Source organism: Allomuricauda sp. M10 (assembly GCF_020782875.1).
Lineage (GTDB): Bacteria > Bacteroidota > Bacteroidia > Flavobacteriales > Flavobacteriaceae > Flagellimonas.
In genome coordinates this window covers 374,615-392,829 of the sequence record NZ_JAJGBN010000002.1, presented here as the reverse complement: position 1 = coordinate 392,829, position 18,215 = coordinate 374,615, and the positions used below count along the sequence as shown (strand labels likewise).

The following is an 18,215-nucleotide window of genomic DNA, read 5'->3' as shown; positions in this document are numbered from 1 at the left end:
GCTTTTTTGTTGATTATGTATATTATCCCATGGATTTTTACCGAAAAAGTATTATGCACGCATAATTTTTTTCATATTTGTATAATCGAAATGGAAAATAATGTATCTTCCACTTCCATAACTTAGCATGTACATAAAAACTAAATTAACTCTAATTCATAACCGATGAAAAGACTGATGTCAATTTCCCTGATGCTGTTGGGTATCGTCTCCTATGCACAGACTACCGTACAGGGGAAAGTAGTTGATGAAAATAATGAACCGGTTCCTGGGGCCAACGTGGTTTTGGTTGGCAAATCGGAGGGGACCACAACCGATTTTGATGGTAATTTTACATTCAATACTTCACAAAACCCTCCATTCCAACTTAGGTTTACCAGTATTGGATATTCAGATTTTGTGACCAGTGTCACTTCCAATAACCAAACGCTTTCCATTACCTTAAAAGAAGCTTCTACATTGCTTGATGAGATTGTAATCTCGGCATCTAGAACACCGGAGCGAATCTTTGAATCTCCAGTTTCTGTGGAGCGTTTCGGGTTAAAGGAAATCAAGAATACCACTTCGGAATCTTTCTATGGTGGGCTCCAAAACTTGAAGGGAGTGGACATCAACACGAACAGTTTAACGTTCCAATCCATCAACACTAGGGGTTTTGCCACTTTTGCCAATAACAGGTTCTTGCAGTTGGTAGATGGTATGGACAACACCGCTCCTGGTCTGAACTTTGTTTTGGGTAACCTTGTTGGGATGTCCGAATTGGACGTGCAAAGCGTTGAGATCCTTCCAGGTGCTTCTTCCGCCTTGTACGGTGCGGGTGCCTTTAACGGTATTTTGTTCATGAACAGCAAAAATCCATTTGATTTTCAAGGCATTAGCGCTTACTTCAAAGGAGGGGTGACCGTTCAGGATGCTGCAGGGAATAATTTTTATAAAGACTTTGGTGTACGTGCTGCCCATGCCTTTAGTGATAGGGTAGCTGTTAAGGCCAACCTTTCTGTATTGACCGGTGAGGACTGGCATGCCAACAGCAGGGTGGATTTGAACAACCCGGGAGCCGATCGTTCCAATCCTGCTTATAATGGATTGAACGTATATGGGGATGAGGTTGTTACCACATTAAATTTTGATGCTGCAGCTGGATTGCCTTCTGGAACTGTTGGTTCCGCCCGAGTTTCAAGAACAGGTTATGATGAAGCGGATCTTGCGGATTATGGTGCAGAAAGCGTAAAAGCGGATTTTGCTTTGCACCTTCGCCCGTTTGCAGACGATTTTGAAATCATTTTCAACAGTAGAATCGGTCGTGGTACCACAATCTATCAAGGTGCCAACCGATATGCGGTAAGTGGATTTACCATGCAACAGCACAAATTGGAGATCAAGAACAAGAACTTCTTTTTAAGGGGATACATTGTTTCTGAAAATTCGGGTGATGCTTACGATACCCGTTTCGCCGCCATCAACGTAAACCGTACTTGGAAATCCGATGTACAATGGTTTACTGATTATGCATCAACTTATATTCCTGCGTATTTGGGAGGAATTCAACAGGCTGGCCTTACCCCGGAACAATCTTCAACCCAGGCGCATGTCGCAGCAAGACAAGCAGCCGATACAGGGCGATTGATTCCCGGTACCCCAGGATTTGAAAGTGCCTTCAATAAGGTTACCAATGATGGAAACCTGACCACTGGCGCCAAGTTTATCGATAAGACCAAATTCAGACACATCAATGGTAATTATAACTTTGCCCATTTAATAGATAATTGGGCTGATCTTCAGGTTGGTGGTTCTTTCCGCGAATATGTATTGAATTCCAACGGAACCATCTTTACCGATATTGATGGACCCATATCCTACAATGAATATGGTGCCTACATCCAACTTCAAAAGAAGTTTATGGATGACCGATTTAAGTTCACTGGTTCTGCCCGTTATGATAAAAATGAGTTCTTTGACGGATTTGTTTCCCCTAGGGTATCTTTGGCATATACGGCTGGGGAAGAAAGAAACCACAACATTAGGGTTTCGGTTCAACAAGGTTTCAGGAACCCAACAACCCAAGACTTGTTCATTGGCTTGGATGCCGGTTCTGCCGTTTTGGTAGGTTCCGCTCCTTCCAATTTGGATAGGGATGTTAGGACGTACAATTTGAGCCAAAGTGGTCAAACCTTGACGGGCCAATCCTCAGTGCAAGTAGTGGGCCGCGCCGCTTATGAAAATGCCTATTCCATTGGTTCTGTTTTGGCCGGTGCCCCAACAGCAGTTGAAACTCCTGTGGTAAAGCCCGAAGAAATTACGGCCTACGAAGTAGGATACCGTTCCCAATTGGGCAAGTTCACCATTGATTTAAGTGGATATTACAATAGCTATTCCAGCTTCCTGGCCAATACGGCCGTGGCAGTTCCACTTTATGGGCAGGCAGGCGACGGGGGTCTTTCTTTATTGGCCCTTCAAAATGGAGATTACAAAGTGTACCAAACGTACACCAATTCCGATGTGGACATCAACTCATTTGGTGGAACCGTTGGGGTGGATACCAAATTAGGCGGATTTGACCTTGGGGTTAACTATACCTATGCCGAATTGGACATTGACAAGGGATTGTATCCTGATCTAAGGACCAACTTCAACACTCCAAAACATAAGGTAAAAGCCCACTTTGGCCATACCGAACTGTTCAAGAATTTCGGTTTCAATGTAAACTACAGATGGAGCGACAGCTACTATTGGGAAGCATCTTTTGCTGATGGTGACATTCCAGCCTTCACGGTTTTGGATGCACAGATCAACTACGGAGTACCTTCTTTAAAGTCTGTTTTCAAGGTTGGGGGTTCCAATATCTTGGGTGATGAATACTACACTGCCATCGGTACTGGTTTCATAGGATCCATTTATTATGTATCCTGGACCATAAACCCTTAATTGGCAGTAAAAAAGGATATTAAAAGGCACTGAGAAAATCAGTGCCTTTTTTCTTTTAAAAAAAGCGAAAATCAGTTTCTGAATAAAAATGTAAAAGCATATCTTTGCAGCCGGAAAAAAAACGGTTTTTTTCCTCGTATTCAATTAAAAATAAACACACTAATGTCTAAAGTTACAGGTAAGGTTGCCCAAATTATAGGCCCGGTCATTGATGTTGAGTTTGAATCAGGGGTACAGATCCCAAGGATTTACGATTCCCTTGAAATTGCAAAAGCTGATGGCTCCAAATTGGTATTGGAAGTACAATCGCATATTGGTGAAAATACTGTTAGGACCATTTCCATGGATTCTACCGACGGTTTGAGCAGAGGTGTTGAAGTGGTTGCTACCGGAAATCCTATCCAAATGCCTATCGGAGAGGATGTGTACGGAAGACTTTTCAACGTGATCGGTGATGCCATCGATGGTATGGAAAACCTACCTAAAACTGGAAGCAATGGACTACCTATCCACAGGGAAGCCCCAAAATTCGAGGACCTTTCCACTTCTACCGAAGTACTTTTTACCGGTATCAAGGTAATCGACCTTATCGAGCCTTATGCAAAAGGAGGTAAAATTGGATTGTTTGGTGGTGCCGGTGTAGGTAAGACCGTATTGATTCAGGAGTTGATCAACAACATTGCAAAAGGACACGGTGGTCTATCCGTATTTGCTGGTGTTGGGGAGCGTACCCGTGAAGGGAACGACTTGCTTCGTGAGATGTTGGAATCAGGCATTATAAAATATGGTGAGGATTTCTTGCACTCCATGGAAGCTGGAGGATGGGATCTTACCAAAGTAGATAAAAAAGCCATGAAGGAGTCCAAGGCTACCTTCGTGTTCGGTCAGATGAACGAACCTCCCGGTGCCCGTGCCCGTGTGGCGTTGTCAGGTTTGACCATTGCAGAGTATTTCCGTGATGGTTCCGGTGAAGGACAAGGTAAAGACGTGCTTTTCTTCGTGGATAACATCTTCCGTTTCACCCAGGCAGGTTCAGAGGTATCTGCTCTTTTGGGACGTATGCCATCTGCGGTAGGGTACCAACCTACTTTGGCCACTGAGATGGGTGCCATGCAAGAAAGGATTACATCAACAAAAAGAGGTTCCATTACTTCTGTTCAGGCGGTTTACGTACCTGCGGATGACTTAACGGATCCAGCGCCAGCGACAACTTTCGCCCACTTGGATGCCACCACCGTACTTTCTCGTAAGATTGCCGAGTTGGGTATTTATCCTGCTGTGGATCCATTGGATTCCACTTCAAGGATTTTGACCCCGGACATTTTGGGTAAAGAACATTACAACTGTGCACAACGTGTAAAAGAGTTGTTGCAACGTTATAAAGAGCTTCAGGATATTATCGCCATCTTGGGTATGGAAGAACTTTCCGAAGACGATAAATTGGCCGTTGGTAGAGCAAGACGTGTACAACGTTTCTTGTCCCAACCTTTCCATGTAGCCGAGCAGTTTACTGGTATCCCTGGGGTATTGGTAGATATCAAGGATACCATCAAAGGATTTAACATGATCATGGACGGTGAATTGGATCACTTGCCAGAATCTGCTTTCAACCTTAAAGGTACCATTGAGGAAGCTATGGAAGCTGGAGAGAAAATGTTAGCTGAAGCGTAGAACAGATTTGAGACACTAGTATTTAGAGGTTAGAATAGTCTCAATACTGGAATCTCATATCTCAATACTATAAAGTATGTACTTAGAAATTGTATCACCAGAAGCCACATTGTTCGCAGGGGAAGTAACCTCGGTTACCGTTCCTGGTGTTGATGGAGAGTTCCAGATGTTGGAAAACCACGCAGCGATCGTTTCCCTATTACAAGAAGGAAACGTGAAGGTGAAGGGTAATATCACCATTGAAGAGGCTTTTCAGGATAAATTTTCAAAGGGAAGCAATGGGGAGACCATTTTGGCCATCACCAGTGGTACCGTTGAAATGAAAGATAACAAGGTTATTGTTTTGGCCGACTAAGAAATAAATGAATTCATTCACAAAAAAGCTGCTCCTTGGAGCGGCTTTTTTATTGTAATATGATCAAGTGCCACTCCAGTTCCCCAGAAGGGTAAACGTTGATCGTTTTAAAACCAACGGCGGCATGTGCCGCCAAAGACCTTGTGTTTTTACCTTCCACTTCAGTGACAATGGTATCAATGCCCTCAGGTAGTTTTTCCTTCATGGTTAGGTACAGGTTTCGGAATACCCCTCTTCCCCTATGGCTCTTTGCCACACAGATCTGTCCCATGGCCATATACCCATTTTTGTTTTCGATCACTTTGTCAATTTCCTCGAACATGGGTTGCAATAGCTCAATACTTTCTGCGAATTGACGATGCATACATAGGGCAAAACCGACCACTTGATCATCTTCTACAGCAATGATATGTCCGCACACATCGTTCATGGCCTTTAAGATATCCATGTCGTGCTCCACGGTCAAAAAACCTTCGTTTTTGCGTTCTTCCGCTGAAATGTTCTTGATCAAATTTAGTTGTTGAAGGGCCAGAATCTGTTCCAACTCCTCCATGGTAGAAGCTTGCTTGTAGGTAATCATCTATTCCACTTTTAACCAGTCCTTGCGGTGCTGCAACATTTTTTTGGATGGCTTTTGTTCCTTGTCCTCCATCAAACTGAACGAATAATCTGGATTGGGTTCCAAAACCAAATTGGTTGTTTTTGGAGTGCCAAATCGGGTGAAATTCACTTTTAGGGGGGTCCCCATTTCAAATTGCTTTAGATAATCGTCAAATTTTTGATCGGCCTTAAAAGGAATATCGTTAATGTTCAAGATCACATCGCCATTGTCCAAACCAGCCTTGTACGCAGGACTTCCCATTTTTGTGTTCCTCAGAATGGTGGCTTCCGTAGTTTCTGCATTTACCACGGTATAGGCACCAAAGTAAGGATCGTTCTTGGGTTGCTGCAATAGTACGCCGGCAGCATTCAACAATGGGGTGTAATCCGGCATATTGCTATGGTATACAAAGTTGTTGAAAAAGGCATCACCAAAGGTTTTGCCTGCATATTCCACCAATGCGGAATGTAAATTGTCAAGGGTATAGGGAATTTCAGTCTTTCCATATTTCACCCAAACGGATTTCATAAAATCATCCAAATTGAGGCCTTTTTCCCGAAGGGAAAGATCCAAGGCCAACCCCAAAACACTTCCATAGGAATAATAAGAGATAAACGTATTTTCACGGTTTACGGGATCAACCGAAGTGGCGGCATCCACAAAAGGAGCCTGATAACTCATTTCAACAACATTGAAAAATTGAAGGGCAGGGGAATTCCATACATAATTGAAGGTACCTGCCAAGCCTTCCACATATTCCTTGGGAGAAATCAATCCCGCCCTGCAAAGGATCAACCCTGTATAATAACTGGTAAATCCTTCCGCGAACCAAAGTTCACCACTCATATTGGCCGCTTCAAAATCGAAAGGTTCCAACGTTTTGGGTCGGATGCGTTCCACGTTCCAAGCGTGGAAAAACTCATGTGAAATAGTACCTATATTACCATCCATTCCTCCATCGGCGAGGCTTCGGGTACTGGTTACAATGGTGGAATTCCGATGTTCCATGCCATCACCCGATGCATTTGGAATATAACAGGCCAAAAAGGTGTAGTTTCCATAGTCAAAATCGGGAAGTTCCCCATACACCTCTTTTTCAGCCAGGACCACTTTTTTCACTTTTTCAAAATAGGTGTCTGCTTCTTGTTCGGTTCCATTATGGTGTAAGGCTAGGTTGATGGTTTTTCCATCCACCTCAAAGGAGCGAAGCATATAATTACTGATTTCCGTGGGGCTATCCATAAAATAGTAAAGGTTCGGGGCTGAATAAGTGTTGCCAGAAACCTGTGGTAATTGCGTGGCCACTTTCCAATCCAAATCTTCCCGAACTCCAAAAGTAACTTCAATTTTACGGTCGCTCAGCGAAGGGGCAAACATAAACGTAGCTGGAATGTTCAAATGGGCATGGGTCTCATCTACTTGGGAATAGGTTCCTCCACCTCTGTTGGCAAATAGAATATATTGAATATTGATGGTGCCATCATGGCCGGAAACCAACCACTCGTAAGGGTTTGGGCGGGTCACTTTTAGCGGATTGCCTTTGCTGTCCGTAGCCTTGAAACCATAAACATTCTTGGCAAATTCATGCAAGGCATAGCGCCCTGGTGAAGTACGGCTCATTCGAAAGGCAACCGTTTCCACTTTTAGGTCTGGAAAAGTGGCATTGATAACAGCTTCGTGATGTACCGCATTTTCAAAAGAAATGGTATAGCTGTTGGTCTGTGCGTTCAACAAAAAACAAAACAACAGAGATCCAAGGGAGAAAGCAAATTTCATTTTAAGTGTGGTTTAAGAGGGACTAAGATACTGTTTAAAAACAGTAAGTACTACATTTGTGATATGGAGAAACTGCCCAAAAAGTTACAATCCAAGATCGACCAAAGAAAAGCAGAAAACGCTTTGCGTGCTTTGACTTTTAAAGGCGAATTGGTCGATTTTTCCTCCAATGATTATTTGGGCTTCGCCAGAAGTGAGGATATTTCCAAGAGAGCCTCCTATTTAATCAAAGAGGTAACTCCGATAAACGGTGCTACGGGTTCTCGGTTGTTGACGGGAAATCATAAATTATATGGTCAGTTAGAGGATTTTTTGACCGAACATTATGGATCCGAATCGGCCTTGGTCTTCAACTCTGGATATGATGCCAATATCGGATTTTTTTCTTCCGTTCCCCAGCGTGGTGATGTTGTGCTGTATGATGAACTGGCGCATGCCAGCATTCGAGACGGAATTCAAATGGGCCATGCCAAAAGTTTCAAATTTTCGCACAACGATATAGATCACTTGAAAGAAAGGATTTTGTCACTTCGCGCGCAATCGAGCAATGAATCGGAAATCTATGTGGTCACGGAATCTGTTTTTTCCATGGATGGCGATTCCCCAAATTTGGAATCAATGGCCATGTTGTGCAGGGAGCAAAATTGTTTTCTAGTGGTTGATGAAGCGCATGCTACAGGTATTTTTGGTCAAGGTAGAGACATGGTATCACAGCTAGGACTTCAAAAGGAAGTTTTTGCAAGACTCATAACCTTTGGCAAGGCCATCGGTTGCCATGGGGCCGCCGTTCTTGGTAGTCCATCCTTAAAAGAGTACCTAATTAATTTTTCAAGAAGTTTTATCTATACCACGGCTCTGTCTCCACATAGTTTGGCCACGGTTTTGGCAGCGCATCAGTATTTAAAAGAGCAGGGTGAACCCGTCATTCAAACTTTGCAGGAGAACATCGGTTTTTTTAAATCGGAAGCAACACGATTGCAGCTTTCCGAGAAGTTTATTCAAAGTAATTCGGCCATTCATTGTGCCCTAGTTATTGGAAACAGTAATGTGAAGTACATGGCCCAACAGTTGCAATCACATGGGTTTGATGTAAAACCCATTCTTTCCCCGACTGTAAAGGAAGGAGAGGAACGTTTGCGGTTTTGCTTACATGCCTTTAACTCAAAAGAAGAAATTTCACGAGTTTTGTCCCTGTTAAAAAATCTCATGTAATAATGAATGCTAAGTTTTATACATTGGGGTCGTTTGAGTTTCCTGCCGATGCCCTCATCATTAAAGGGAAGCTGGAATCAGAAGGAATCACGGTTTTTCTTCGTGATGAAGCGACCATCAACTCTGATCCCCTGATTAGTACTGCAATTGGTGGAGTAAAACTTCAGGTATATTCCACCGACAAGGAAGCTGCAAAGCAAATTTATGATGAGGTTAGAAGATATGCTTCGGATGATTTTGGTAATCCTATCCTTTGCCCAAACTGTAAGGCTACAAAATCTGAAATTTACTATTCCAGAAATACGATTTTCTATAAGTTATTTCCCTTTTTTGAACCAAGGAAGTACAAATGCATGCAGTGCAATTTTATCATAAAACACCCAAAATGACTTTTTTTATAACGGGCATATCAACAGAAGTCGGAAAGACGGTAGCATCCGCCATTGTGGTGGAAGCCTTGGCTGCGGATTATTGGAAACCCATTCAAGCGGGCGATTTAAATCGTTCCGATAGTCATAAAATTGAAGCCTTGATATCCAATGATCGTACGGTGATACATCCCAATAGCTACGCTTTGAACACGCCCATGAGCCCGCACGCCGCTGCGGATATTGATGGTATTTCCATTCAATTGGACAAAATTGTACCACCAACCACAAAGAACGATTTAGTAATCGAAGGGGCAGGCGGATTGATGGTGCCTCTGAACGACACCGATACCATTTATGATCTGATCCAACCCGATTACAAAGTAATCGTGGTTTCTCGACATTATCTGGGGAGCATCAACCACACCTTATTGACCATTGAAAAATTACAGCAAAAAGGGGTTGCGATCGGAATCATTTTCAGTGGAAATGAACATCCGACCACAGAAGAAATCATCCTGAAAAAAACCACCGCTGCATTTTTAGGACGGATCAATGAGGAGAAAAAGTTCAATAAAGCGGTTGTAAAAAAATACGCAGCCGCATTTCAGGAAGCGTTGTTATCGTTTTAATCTTTGGTAAATAAGGCCACGATCTACCGTTGCCACCAAAGTGTAGTGCTCCGCTAAATATGCATCGATATAGGCATTGTACTCCAGTAATTTTTTATCGAAGATTTCCTTGCCCTTGCGTGCCACCAAGGTTTTGGGTTGGATCACTTCCATAATATATTTCAGTTCCTCCATTCCTGTTTGTCTTGGATTTTGCATGTAGGGGAACAGCTCTTCACGGGTAATATTGCTAGGATGTGTGGCGGCCTTTGTAGGTGGTGATACCCCTAAAACCCAGTATCCGATGTGGTATTCGGTAAAAAAGATGTCTTTGATTTCCAGATGATGGTCCATAATGTATTGGGGCACATCAACTCCTTCGCCATTAAAAAAGGACCCCTTTTTCATTTTGTTGGAAATGATGTTGGCATATTCCAAGTAGCTTTCCATCGGAATCAAAAAAAGCAATACGATAATGACAGGCTTTAATTTTTTCTGAAGCGGGGGAAGCTTGGCAACAGCCATGCCCATCGGAATCAAAATAAAGGGATACAATTGGATTAAATAATGACCGTTCACCTTCCCCGCCTGCATGAAAGACAAAAGAATACCGGTGGTAACCGCAGTCAATAATTGTAGACCCCTAGATTTGTAGTCGATTACCTTGGTTTTAAACCCAACAGCCAACAATCCTAAAATGACAATCAAAAAAGGAAGCGTATTCAACGGAGAATGAAACTTTCCTTCGGAATAGGCCATGGGCGCCTTAAAGATGGATTGCCACCAAATTTGAATGTTCCCTTCAAGGTAATACGGCAAAGCTGTCAACACTACAATCAAAAAAGTGCCCATAACCATTAGGGTCATATTGATGATGGTCGAAGTTATTTTACGTTCCCGGAATCCTTCCCACAACAAAAACAACCCCACCACAAAAACGGGATAGGCCATGTTCAATTTGGACATGATGGACAATCCGAAAAGAAGTCCAGATGCCAAATAGAGATGCCAAACTTTTCTGCAGAACAACAAATAGACCCCGGTTACAAAAAAGAGGGTGCAAATGTGTTCGGACATTACCCCTTGCAGACTGCCAAATAAACTTTGAAAAAAGACACAGAACAGGGCTACCCAAAAGGCAATTTTTTTGGTGGTTATCTTGGTGGCGATTCCATAAGTAAACAGGGCGGTAATGGCCACCATCAACGAGCCGAAAAATCGAATGGCAATAAAACTCTGCCCAAATATTTTAATGATCAAAGCAAAAAACAAAAAGGTAATCGGTGGTTTTAGATCCCAAAGTTGGGTGTAGGGCAAGTGCCCGTCGGCCCAAGACTGCCCCATGATGATGAAGGTGCTTTCGTCTCGATCAACATAATCCCTGAAAAAGAATGGAAACCGGATGACTAGGGCCACCAACACCAAAATAAAAATGACCCGTTTCCAATTCAGGTCTTCATAGTCTCGAATTACAAATGGATTATGCACGGTCTGGGGCGGTTTTATTGGCTATTAATGATCATCTTTGCAATATAGATAAATTGAATGTTTTGAGAGATTCCGTAGCACTGGAAAAATTATCGGATCGGGACAAAAAACACCTTTGGCACCCCCTGACACAGCATAAGACCCACCCAGAAATGTTGGGCATAACCAAAGCCCAGGGCGCTTTGCTGTATGATGAGGATGGAAAGGAATATGTAGATGGCATTTCATCATGGTATACCTGCATGTACGGGCATTGCAACCCATTTATTCTGGAAAGTGTAATGGAACAGATGCAAAGCTTGGACCAGGTGGTTTTCAGTGGTTTTACCCATGAGCCAGCCGTGCGGCTTTCAGAGGAACTCGTCAAGATTCTACCCAAGAATCAACAAAAGCTGTTTTTTTCAGACAACGGTTCCACGGCTACCGAAGTGGGCATCAAAATGGCGTTGCAGTATCATTTCAACAAGGGGCAAAAACGCAACGTACTTTTGGCTTTTGAGGAAGGATTTCACGGTGACACCTTTGGTGCCATGTCCGTTTCAGGGCTTTCGGTGTACAATGGTCCTTTTGAGGATTTCTTTATTGAAGTGGAGCGTATTCCCGTGCCAACTAAAGAAAATATCGATTCCATTTTGGCCCAATTGACCGAGAGGTTACAGAACAACAACTTGGCAGGATTTATCTACGAACCTTTGGTTCAAGGTGCCGCCGCCATGAAGATGCATGATGCCGAAGGTCTTGAAAAAATCCTGACTTTGCTAAAATCACATCGAGTGCTGCTCGTGGCCGATGAGGTCATGACCGGATTTGGAAAAACGGGGAAACATTTCGCTTCGGAATATTTAGAGACCCAACCGGATATCATGTGCTTGTCCAAGGCTCTTACGGCCGGTTTGATCCCGATGGGACTCACCACTTGCACCGAGGAAGTGTACATGGCTTTTTATAGTGATGAGGTGGCGAAGGGGCTTTTTCATGGGCATACGTATACTGCAAATCCGTTGGCATGCACCGCAGCTTTGGCCGCTTTGGAATTGTTGCAGACCGATGAGATTCAGCAGAATATCCAAAACATGATCCAGTGGCATTCGGCCTTTGATATGGAAATGAAAACCCATCCGAAAGTGACCAATACGAGACAACTTGGGGTTATTTATGCCTTGGATCTGAATGTACAAATGGAGCGGTACGGCAATCTTCGAAACCGACTTTTCAAACATTTTATGGATCAAGGGGTATTTTTAAGACCATTGGGCAATACCATCTATATTTTGGCTCCATACGTGACCACCAAAGAGCAGATGAACAAAATTTACGATGCCATTCGGTCGGCTCTTGAGCTGGTTTAGATTTTTGCTATGTTGAAGGAACCCATTTCCATTACCGCCCTATCCTCCATTTCCGCCTTGGGAGAATCCTTGGAAGAAGTTTGGCAATCCTATTACCAAAAGGAACATTTTCTCTCCGAAAAACGTATTGGAGAACAAATGGTTTGGGTTTCACAATTGCCAGAATCCATCAAACTAAAAATTGAGGACTTGCGCCAATCCGATGCCAAGTACAAGCCTTTGGACGATTCGGTGTTGTTCGCCATGTATGCGGCCCGAAAAGCAGTGGCCACTGCCGGTTGGGAAAAAGGAACCCAATTTGGCATCAACATTGGTTCCTCACGTGGGGCAACAACACTTTTTGAAAAATACCATGAGGAATTTTTGACCAATGGAAAATCATCCACCCTTTCCTCTCCCACAACAACCTTGGGGAATATTTCCTCCTGGGTGGCCCATGATCTAAAGTCCAAAGGCCCGGAAATTTCACATTCCATTACCTGTTCCACAGCTTTGCATGCGGTTTTGAATGCCGTAGCATGGATCCAAAGTGGTATGATAGATAAGTTTTTGGTGGGTGGTAGCGAAGCACCGCTGACCCCTTTCACCATTGCTCAAATGCAAGCATTAAAAGTGTATTCCAAGGAAAAAGAAGGTTATCCCTGTTTGGCCATGGATTTGAACAAACACCAAAACACCATGGTTTTAGGTGAAGCGGCTGGACTTGCTTGTTTGGAAAAAGGTCAAAAAACCAATGCCTTGGCCATGATTGAAGGGATAGGATACGCCACCGAACCCTTGGAACACAGTGTGTCCATCAGTACGGATGCCCAATGTTTCCAAGACTCGATGAAAATGGCCTTGGGGAATTTGGATCCATCCCAAGTGGATGCCGTAGTGATGCATGCTCCAGGCACCATCAAAGGAGACCAGACCGAGTTCAACGCCATTCAAAAAGTGTTCTGTAACAAATTGCCATTTTTGACTACCAATAAGTGGAAAGTAGGTCACACCTTCGGAGCTTCTGGTTTGCTCAGCTTGGAAATGGCTGTTTTAATGCTTAACCACCAGAGGCCCATACCCATTCCGTTCGTTCCAAACGAAGTGTTTCCAAAAACCATTGAAAAAGTCATGGTGAATGCCGTCGGCTTTGGTGGAAATGCAGTGTCGATTTTACTTTCCAAAAGATAACTTTACGGACTACAGATTATCCGTTCAAAATCTTATCTTAACAAATAGTACCAACTTTAAATTTTGTTGCCATGGAAAATTGGTTTGAAGCACTTACACTCTTTGAGAAAGTCTATTGGATAATTGCCATTGCAGGTTCTGCCATTTTATTGGTGCTCGTTGCCATGACGCTAATTGGAGGAGATGTGGATGATATGGGCGATGTGGATGCCGACATTGAAGCGGATACTGGTATCGATTTTCAGTTTTTGTCCTTCAAGAACCTAATGGGGTTTTTTACCATTTTCGGTTGGTCGGGAATTGCGTGTATTGAAAGTGATTTGTCCACCGGACTAACCATTTTCATTTCGGTGGTTTGCGGATTATTGATGATGTTGGCCATGGCCTCTTTGTTCTATTATTTGGCCAAGTTACAGAGCAGTGGCACCCTCAACCTAAAAAATGCAGTGAACCAAATTGGAGAAGTTTACCTCACTATTGGGGCCAAACGCAGTCGAATGGGCAAGGTGTCCGTTAACGTGCAAGGAACACTGAGGGAGTTGCAAGCACTTACCGATGAAGACCACGATTTGGTTCAAGGTAATGTGGTGAAGGTCCAAGATGTGACCGACACCGGAATTTTGATCGTTAATCTTTTAAATAAATAATCAGCATGCTAACACTACCATTACAAATGGGCGGAGGAGGGGCCACTTTACTGGTCATTGGTTTCGCCATACTATTTTTCTTTATCATCATAATCTCCTTTATCCGAAGGTATAAAAGATGTCCATCCGACCGGATTTTGGTGGTTTATGGTAAAGTAGGTACCGGAAATTCCGCAAAATGTATTCACGGTGGGGCCGCCTTTATTTGGCCGATCATCCAGGATTATGAATTTTTGGACCTGACCCCTATTTCCATCGAAGTTGATTTGACCAATGCCTTGAGTAGGCAGAATATTCGGGTGAACGTGCCATCCCGTTTCACCATCGGTATTTCTACCGAACCCGGTGTGATGCAGAATGCCGCGGAACGACTTTTGGGTCTTGGTTTGAAGGAAGTTCAGGAATTGGCCAAGGAAATCATTTTCGGTCAGTTGCGTTTGGTCGTGGCCTCCATGGATATTGAGGAAATCAATGCTGATAGGGATAAGTTCCTGACCAACATTTCACAAAGTGTGGAGTCGGAATTGAAAAAAGTGGGTCTAAAACTCATCAACGTGAACATTACGGATATTGTTGATGAATCAGGCTATATCGAAGCCTTGGGTAAGGAAGCCGCTGCCCACGCCATCAACGCCGCCAGAAAATCGGTAGCGGAGAAAAACAGGGATGGTGCCATTGGAGAGGCAAACGCCTTGCAGGATGAACGTTCCCAAGTAGCTGCGGCCAATGCGAAAGCGGTTGAAGGAGAAAACTTGGCCAAAATTAATGTCGCCAATTCAGATTCGCTACGTCGTCAACGGGAAGCCGAGGCGGAAAGAACCGCTATCGCCTCTGAAAAAGTACAGGCTGCAAAAGCGTTGGAAGAATCCTATTCTGCTGAACGTGATGCGGAGATTGCTAGGGCCGATAGGGAACGTAGCTCCCAAATGGCCGATATTGTAATTCCTGCTGAAATAGACAAGCAAAAAGTAGAGATCGAGGCGGAGGCCGAAGCCGAACGAATCCGAAGAAAAGCCAAAGGTGAGGCGGATGCAATCCTGTTCAAGGCGCAAGCGGAAGCCAAGGGTATTTTTGAGGTATTGACCAAGCAGGCCGAAGGGTTGGACAAGATCGTGAAGGCTGCAGGCAACAATCCAAAGGATGCGGTGTTGTTGCTCATTGCGGATAAATTGCCCGAACTTGTTGAAAAACAGGCTGAGGCCATCAAAAACATCAAGATCGATAAGGTCACTGTTTGGGATTCGGGTACCAAATCCGAAGATGGCAAGAATTCAACCGCCAATTTTATTTCGGGGATGTACAAGTCGGTTCCGCCTTTGCAAGAAATGTTCAACATGGCCGGAATGGATCTTCCCGAGTATTTGAAGGGGAAGGATGTGAAAGCCATTGAAAGCGATAAAAAACCGGCAAAACCTTCCAAGGAATCCGATGATACCAAAGAAGAATAGTCGGAATTAACAATTCAAAAGAAAGAAAACCGAAGGTTGACCTTCGGTTTTTCTGTTCTATAGACTATTTTTGGTTTATGAATCAGACAAGACACGACTGGACCAAGGAAGAAATCCTTGACATATATAACAAGCCATTGATGGAGTTACTTTACGAGGCGGCTACCATCCACAGGCAACATCACGACCCCAATACTGTTCAGGTTTCCACCCTACTTTCCATAAAAACAGGTGGATGCCCAGAAGATTGTGGGTATTGCCCGCAAGCGGCCCGTTACCATACCAATGTGGAAGGAAACGATTTGATGTCCGTACAACAGGTGAAGGCTCAGGCGTTGCGCGCCAAGGCTTCAGGAAGCTCACGGGTTTGTATGGGTGCTGCATGGCGAAATGTAAAGGACGGTCCCGAATTTGATCAAGTATTGGAGATGGTCCGCACCATCAACAAGTTGGATATGGAAGTTTGCTGTACCTTGGGTATGGTGACCGAAAATCAAGCAAAACGCTTGGCCGAAGCTGGGCTGTATGCCTACAACCATAACCTTGATACTTCAGAGGAATATTATACAGAAGTGATCTCTACGCGTGGGTACGAAGATCGTTTGCAGACCATAGAAAATGTTCGAAAGACCAATGTTACCGTTTGCAGTGGTGGTATCATCGGTATGGGCGAAAGTGAACAAGATCGCGCCGGAATGTTGGTGGCCCTTTCTACTTTGAATCCACAACCGGAATCCGTGCCCATCAATGCTTTGGTAGCCGTGGAAGGTACTCCGATGGAAGACCAAAAGCCTGTAGAAATCTGGGAAATGATACGAATGGTGGCCACAACCCGGATTGTAATGCCAGAGACCCAAGTACGTCTTTCTGCGGGAAGAACGGAAATGACCAGGGAAGGACAGGCCCTATGCTTTTTTGCTGGTGCCAACTCCATTTTTGCCGGGGATAAATTGTTGACCACTCCCAATCCCGATGTTAATGAGGATATGGAAATGTTCAAACAATTAGGATTGATTCCCCAAAAACCGTTTATCAAGATTTCCCAGCCACAAACCGTGGAAGCTGCGGATTCCCAATTTACTGCTTTGGGCGAAAAACCGAAATGGTCCAGACCAGGCCATATCATCGAAAGGAACGAATTGGCCAAGGAAAAGGGTGCTGTTTCCAAAAGTTAAGGCGGTTAAACATTTCAAAACGTTTTAGTAAATTAGCTTTTCCTAATTCCTTGAAATCTTGAAGCTGAACCTTGAACAGATACCTCGGGAAAAGACCCTTTCGAAAAAGGACTTTATCCAAAACTATTTCAAGCCTCAAAAGCCTGTTGTGATCGAAAGGTTTATTGAGGATTGGCCAGCCTATTCCAAATGGAACCTGGAGTATATGAAACAGGTGGCAGGTGATAAGGAAGTACCGCTTTATGATGATCGCCCGGTAAAGCACGATGAAGGTTTTAACGAGCCGCATGCCAGAATGAAGATGACGGAGTATGTAGATCTTTTGAAGAGTGGCCCTACCAAATACCGTATTTTTCTTTGGAACATTCTAAAAGAAATTCCAGAACTGCAAAAGGATTTCACCTATCCTGATTTTGGTTTGAAATTGATGAAAGGCTTGCCTATGCTGTTCTTCGGCGGGGAAGATTCCTATACCTTTATGCACTACGATATTGATTTGGCCAATATTTTCCATTTTCATTTTGAAGGAAAAAAGCAATGTATCCTTTTTTCACAGGAAGAAACCAAATTTTTGTACAAAGTGCCCCATTCGTTAATTACTAGGGAAGACATCGATTTTGATAATCCGGATCTGGACAAATGGCCGGCCCTACAACGCGCCAAGGGACATATCGCCCATTTGGAACACGGGAATGTTCTCTATATTCCAGAAGGGTATTGGCACTATATGAAATATGTGACGCCGGGTTTTTCCATGAGCTTGCGTTCCATTGCCAAAAAGCCCAAAAACTTGAGTAGGGCAGTGTATAACATTTTCGTAATGCGCCATTTTGATAACATGATGCGTAAAATGAAAGGCCAACAATGGATCGATTGGAAGAACGAGCAAGCCCTTCTGCGCACCCAAAGGGTAATGGCCCAAAAGTGGAGTTAGGTTAGACCAACTCGTTGACTTTGTCAAAAACCAAATGGCTTTCCCAGCCACGGTACAATAGGTAATCGGCTAATTTTTTCTTTCTTTTTTGAATGTTGGTTTCCTTGATCTGATCCAATCGTTTTTGGGCGAGTTCGTCCAAGGTATCAAGGTAATCCCCATCATTGATTTCTTTTAGGGCACTTTTGATGTTGAAAGCAGAAATTTGTCGAAACTTCAATTCGCGCACAATACGGTTCCTGCCCCATTTTTTAATATTGAATTTTCCCCGGGCATAACTTTTGGCAAAACGTTCCTCGTTCAAATAATTTTCTTGGATGAGGTGTCCCACAATTTTGTCAATAGCTTCGGGAATCATGTTCATCCCCTTGAGTTTTTCTACTACTTCCTGATGGCAACGCTCTTGGTAGGCGCAATAATGTTCCATTTTTTTGGTGGCTTCCGTAACCGAAACAAATGATCTTTGAGGAAATGGGTTCGGCATT

At 43.6% G+C, this 18,215-nt stretch carries 16 protein-coding genes; 12 read left to right on the top strand and 4 right to left on the bottom strand.

Annotated features, from left to right (window positions below):
- The first annotated feature begins 165 nt into the window (after positions 1-165).
- The 3 genes from LKX84_RS06855 (at position 166) to LKX84_RS06845 (ending at position 4,951) form a co-directional block, all read left to right on the top strand.
- On the top strand, positions 166-2,925 hold the full coding sequence (locus LKX84_RS06855; RefSeq protein WP_228236393.1) for a TonB-dependent receptor: 2,760 nt from the start codon (positions 166-168) through the stop codon (positions 2,923-2,925).
- A gap of 162 nt (positions 2,926-3,087) precedes the next feature.
- A complete protein-coding gene (gene atpD, locus LKX84_RS06850; RefSeq protein ID WP_228236392.1) occupies positions 3,088-4,596 on the top strand; it encodes a F0F1 ATP synthase subunit beta in 1,509 nt (502 codons plus the stop codon).
- Between the two features lie 76 nt (positions 4,597-4,672).
- Positions 4,673-4,951: a F0F1 ATP synthase subunit epsilon gene (locus LKX84_RS06845; RefSeq protein WP_228236391.1), complete on the top strand. Its 279-nt coding sequence runs from the start codon at positions 4,673-4,675 to the stop codon at positions 4,949-4,951.
- A gap of 49 nt (positions 4,952-5,000) precedes the next feature.
- Here LKX84_RS06845 and LKX84_RS06840 read toward each other — a convergent pair whose 3' ends face one another.
- Entirely contained in the window at positions 5,001-5,531 is a 531-nt protein-coding gene (locus tag LKX84_RS06840) for a GNAT family N-acetyltransferase (RefSeq protein ID WP_228236390.1), read from the bottom strand.
- The gene (locus LKX84_RS06835; RefSeq protein ID WP_228236389.1) at positions 5,532-7,328 is read right to left on the bottom strand and encodes a M61 family metallopeptidase; all 1,797 of its coding nucleotides are present in this window, start codon (positions 7,326-7,328) and stop codon (positions 5,532-5,534) included. It abuts the gene before it with no gap.
- Between the two features lie 63 nt (positions 7,329-7,391).
- Here LKX84_RS06835 and LKX84_RS06830 point away from each other — a divergent pair, with 63 nt between their 5' ends.
- The 3 genes from LKX84_RS06830 to bioD are packed head-to-tail and all read left to right on the top strand — an operon-like array spanning position 7,392 to position 9,540.
- The gene (locus tag LKX84_RS06830) at positions 7,392-8,540 is read left to right on the top strand and encodes an aminotransferase class I/II-fold pyridoxal phosphate-dependent enzyme (protein WP_228236388.1); all 1,149 of its coding nucleotides are present in this window, start codon (positions 7,392-7,394) and stop codon (positions 8,538-8,540) included.
- Positions 8,541-8,542: 2 nt separating this feature from the next.
- Complete coding sequence (locus LKX84_RS06825) at positions 8,543-8,929, top strand: DUF2007 domain-containing protein (RefSeq protein WP_228236387.1); 387 nt, start codon at positions 8,543-8,545, stop codon at positions 8,927-8,929.
- The gene (bioD, locus tag LKX84_RS06820; protein ID WP_228236386.1) at positions 8,926-9,540 is read left to right on the top strand and encodes a dethiobiotin synthase; all 615 of its coding nucleotides are present in this window, start codon (positions 8,926-8,928) and stop codon (positions 9,538-9,540) included. Before LKX84_RS06825 ends, bioD begins: the two co-directional genes overlap by 4 nt.
- Here the strand turns inward: bioD and LKX84_RS06815 are convergent.
- Positions 9,529-11,007 carry an ArnT family glycosyltransferase gene (locus tag LKX84_RS06815; protein WP_228236385.1) on the bottom strand — a complete coding sequence of 493 codons (1,479 nt, stop codon included), beginning with the start codon at positions 11,005-11,007 and terminating at the stop codon, positions 9,529-9,531. The two genes, bioD and LKX84_RS06815, sit on opposite strands and share 12 nt — an antisense overlap.
- Before the next feature lie 62 nt (positions 11,008-11,069).
- Here LKX84_RS06815 and bioA point away from each other — a divergent pair, with 62 nt between their 5' ends.
- The 6 genes from bioA (at position 11,070) to LKX84_RS06785 (ending at position 17,730) form a co-directional block, all read left to right on the top strand.
- The gene (gene bioA / locus LKX84_RS06810) at positions 11,070-12,356 is read left to right on the top strand and encodes an adenosylmethionine--8-amino-7-oxononanoate transaminase (protein WP_228236384.1); all 1,287 of its coding nucleotides are present in this window, start codon (positions 11,070-11,072) and stop codon (positions 12,354-12,356) included.
- A 12-nt stretch (positions 12,357-12,368) separates the two neighbouring features.
- Positions 12,369-13,526 carry a beta-ketoacyl synthase N-terminal-like domain-containing protein gene (locus LKX84_RS06805; protein ID WP_228236816.1) on the top strand — a complete coding sequence of 386 codons (1,158 nt, stop codon included), beginning with the start codon at positions 12,369-12,371 and terminating at the stop codon, positions 13,524-13,526.
- Between the two features lie 71 nt (positions 13,527-13,597).
- Positions 13,598-14,173 carry a hypothetical protein gene (locus LKX84_RS06800; protein WP_228236383.1) on the top strand — a complete coding sequence of 192 codons (576 nt, stop codon included), beginning with the start codon at positions 13,598-13,600 and terminating at the stop codon, positions 14,171-14,173.
- Positions 14,174-14,178: 5 nt separating this feature from the next.
- Positions 14,179-15,621, top strand: coding sequence for a flotillin family protein (locus LKX84_RS06795; RefSeq protein ID WP_228236382.1), 1,443 nt, complete (start codon positions 14,179-14,181; stop codon positions 15,619-15,621).
- 77 nt (positions 15,622-15,698) lie between these two features.
- Positions 15,699-16,796 carry a biotin synthase BioB gene (gene bioB, locus LKX84_RS06790; RefSeq protein WP_228236381.1) on the top strand — a complete coding sequence of 366 codons (1,098 nt, stop codon included), beginning with the start codon at positions 15,699-15,701 and terminating at the stop codon, positions 16,794-16,796.
- Positions 16,797-16,854: 58 nt separating this feature from the next.
- A complete protein-coding gene (locus tag LKX84_RS06785) occupies positions 16,855-17,730 on the top strand; it encodes a cupin-like domain-containing protein (RefSeq protein ID WP_228236380.1) in 876 nt (291 codons plus the stop codon).
- A gap of 1 nt (position 17,731) precedes the next feature.
- On the opposite strand, the gene LKX84_RS06780 is transcribed toward LKX84_RS06785, so the two are convergent.
- Positions 17,732-18,214 (bottom strand): regulatory protein RecX, encoded by a 483-nt coding sequence (locus LKX84_RS06780; protein ID WP_228236379.1) that lies wholly within the window; start codon positions 18,212-18,214, stop codon positions 17,732-17,734.
- Between the last annotated feature and the right edge of the window lies 1 nt (position 18,215).

What these genes read in the sequence shown, in the direction of transcription:
- LKX84_RS06835 (WP_228236389.1), bottom strand. Translation starts at nt 7,328, where the DNA reads ATGAAATTTGCTTTCTCCCTTGGATCTCTGTTGTTTTGTTTTTTGTTG.
- LKX84_RS06800 (WP_228236383.1), top strand. Translation starts at nt 13,598, where the DNA reads ATGGAAAATTGGTTTGAAGCACTTACACTCTTTGAGAAAGTCTATTGG.
- LKX84_RS06845 (WP_228236391.1), top strand. Translation starts at nt 4,673, where the DNA reads ATGTACTTAGAAATTGTATCACCAGAAGCCACATTGTTCGCAGGGGAA.
- LKX84_RS06795 (WP_228236382.1), top strand. Translation starts at nt 14,179, where the DNA reads ATGCTAACACTACCATTACAAATGGGCGGAGGAGGGGCCACTTTACTG.
- LKX84_RS06840 (WP_228236390.1), bottom strand. Translation starts at nt 5,531, where the DNA reads ATGATTACCTACAAGCAAGCTTCTACCATGGAGGAGTTGGAACAGATT.
- atpD (WP_228236392.1), top strand. Translation starts at nt 3,088, where the DNA reads ATGTCTAAAGTTACAGGTAAGGTTGCCCAAATTATAGGCCCGGTCATT.
- bioB (WP_228236381.1), top strand. Translation starts at nt 15,699, where the DNA reads ATGAATCAGACAAGACACGACTGGACCAAGGAAGAAATCCTTGACATA.
- LKX84_RS06855 (WP_228236393.1), top strand. Translation starts at nt 166, where the DNA reads ATGAAAAGACTGATGTCAATTTCCCTGATGCTGTTGGGTATCGTCTCC.
- LKX84_RS06780 (WP_228236379.1), bottom strand. Translation starts at nt 18,214, where the DNA reads ATGCCGAACCCATTTCCTCAAAGATCATTTGTTTCGGTTACGGAAGCC.
- LKX84_RS06830 (WP_228236388.1), top strand. Translation starts at nt 7,392, where the DNA reads ATGGAGAAACTGCCCAAAAAGTTACAATCCAAGATCGACCAAAGAAAA.
- LKX84_RS06825 (WP_228236387.1), top strand. Translation starts at nt 8,543, where the DNA reads ATGAATGCTAAGTTTTATACATTGGGGTCGTTTGAGTTTCCTGCCGAT.
- bioD (WP_228236386.1), top strand. Translation starts at nt 8,926, where the DNA reads ATGACTTTTTTTATAACGGGCATATCAACAGAAGTCGGAAAGACGGTA.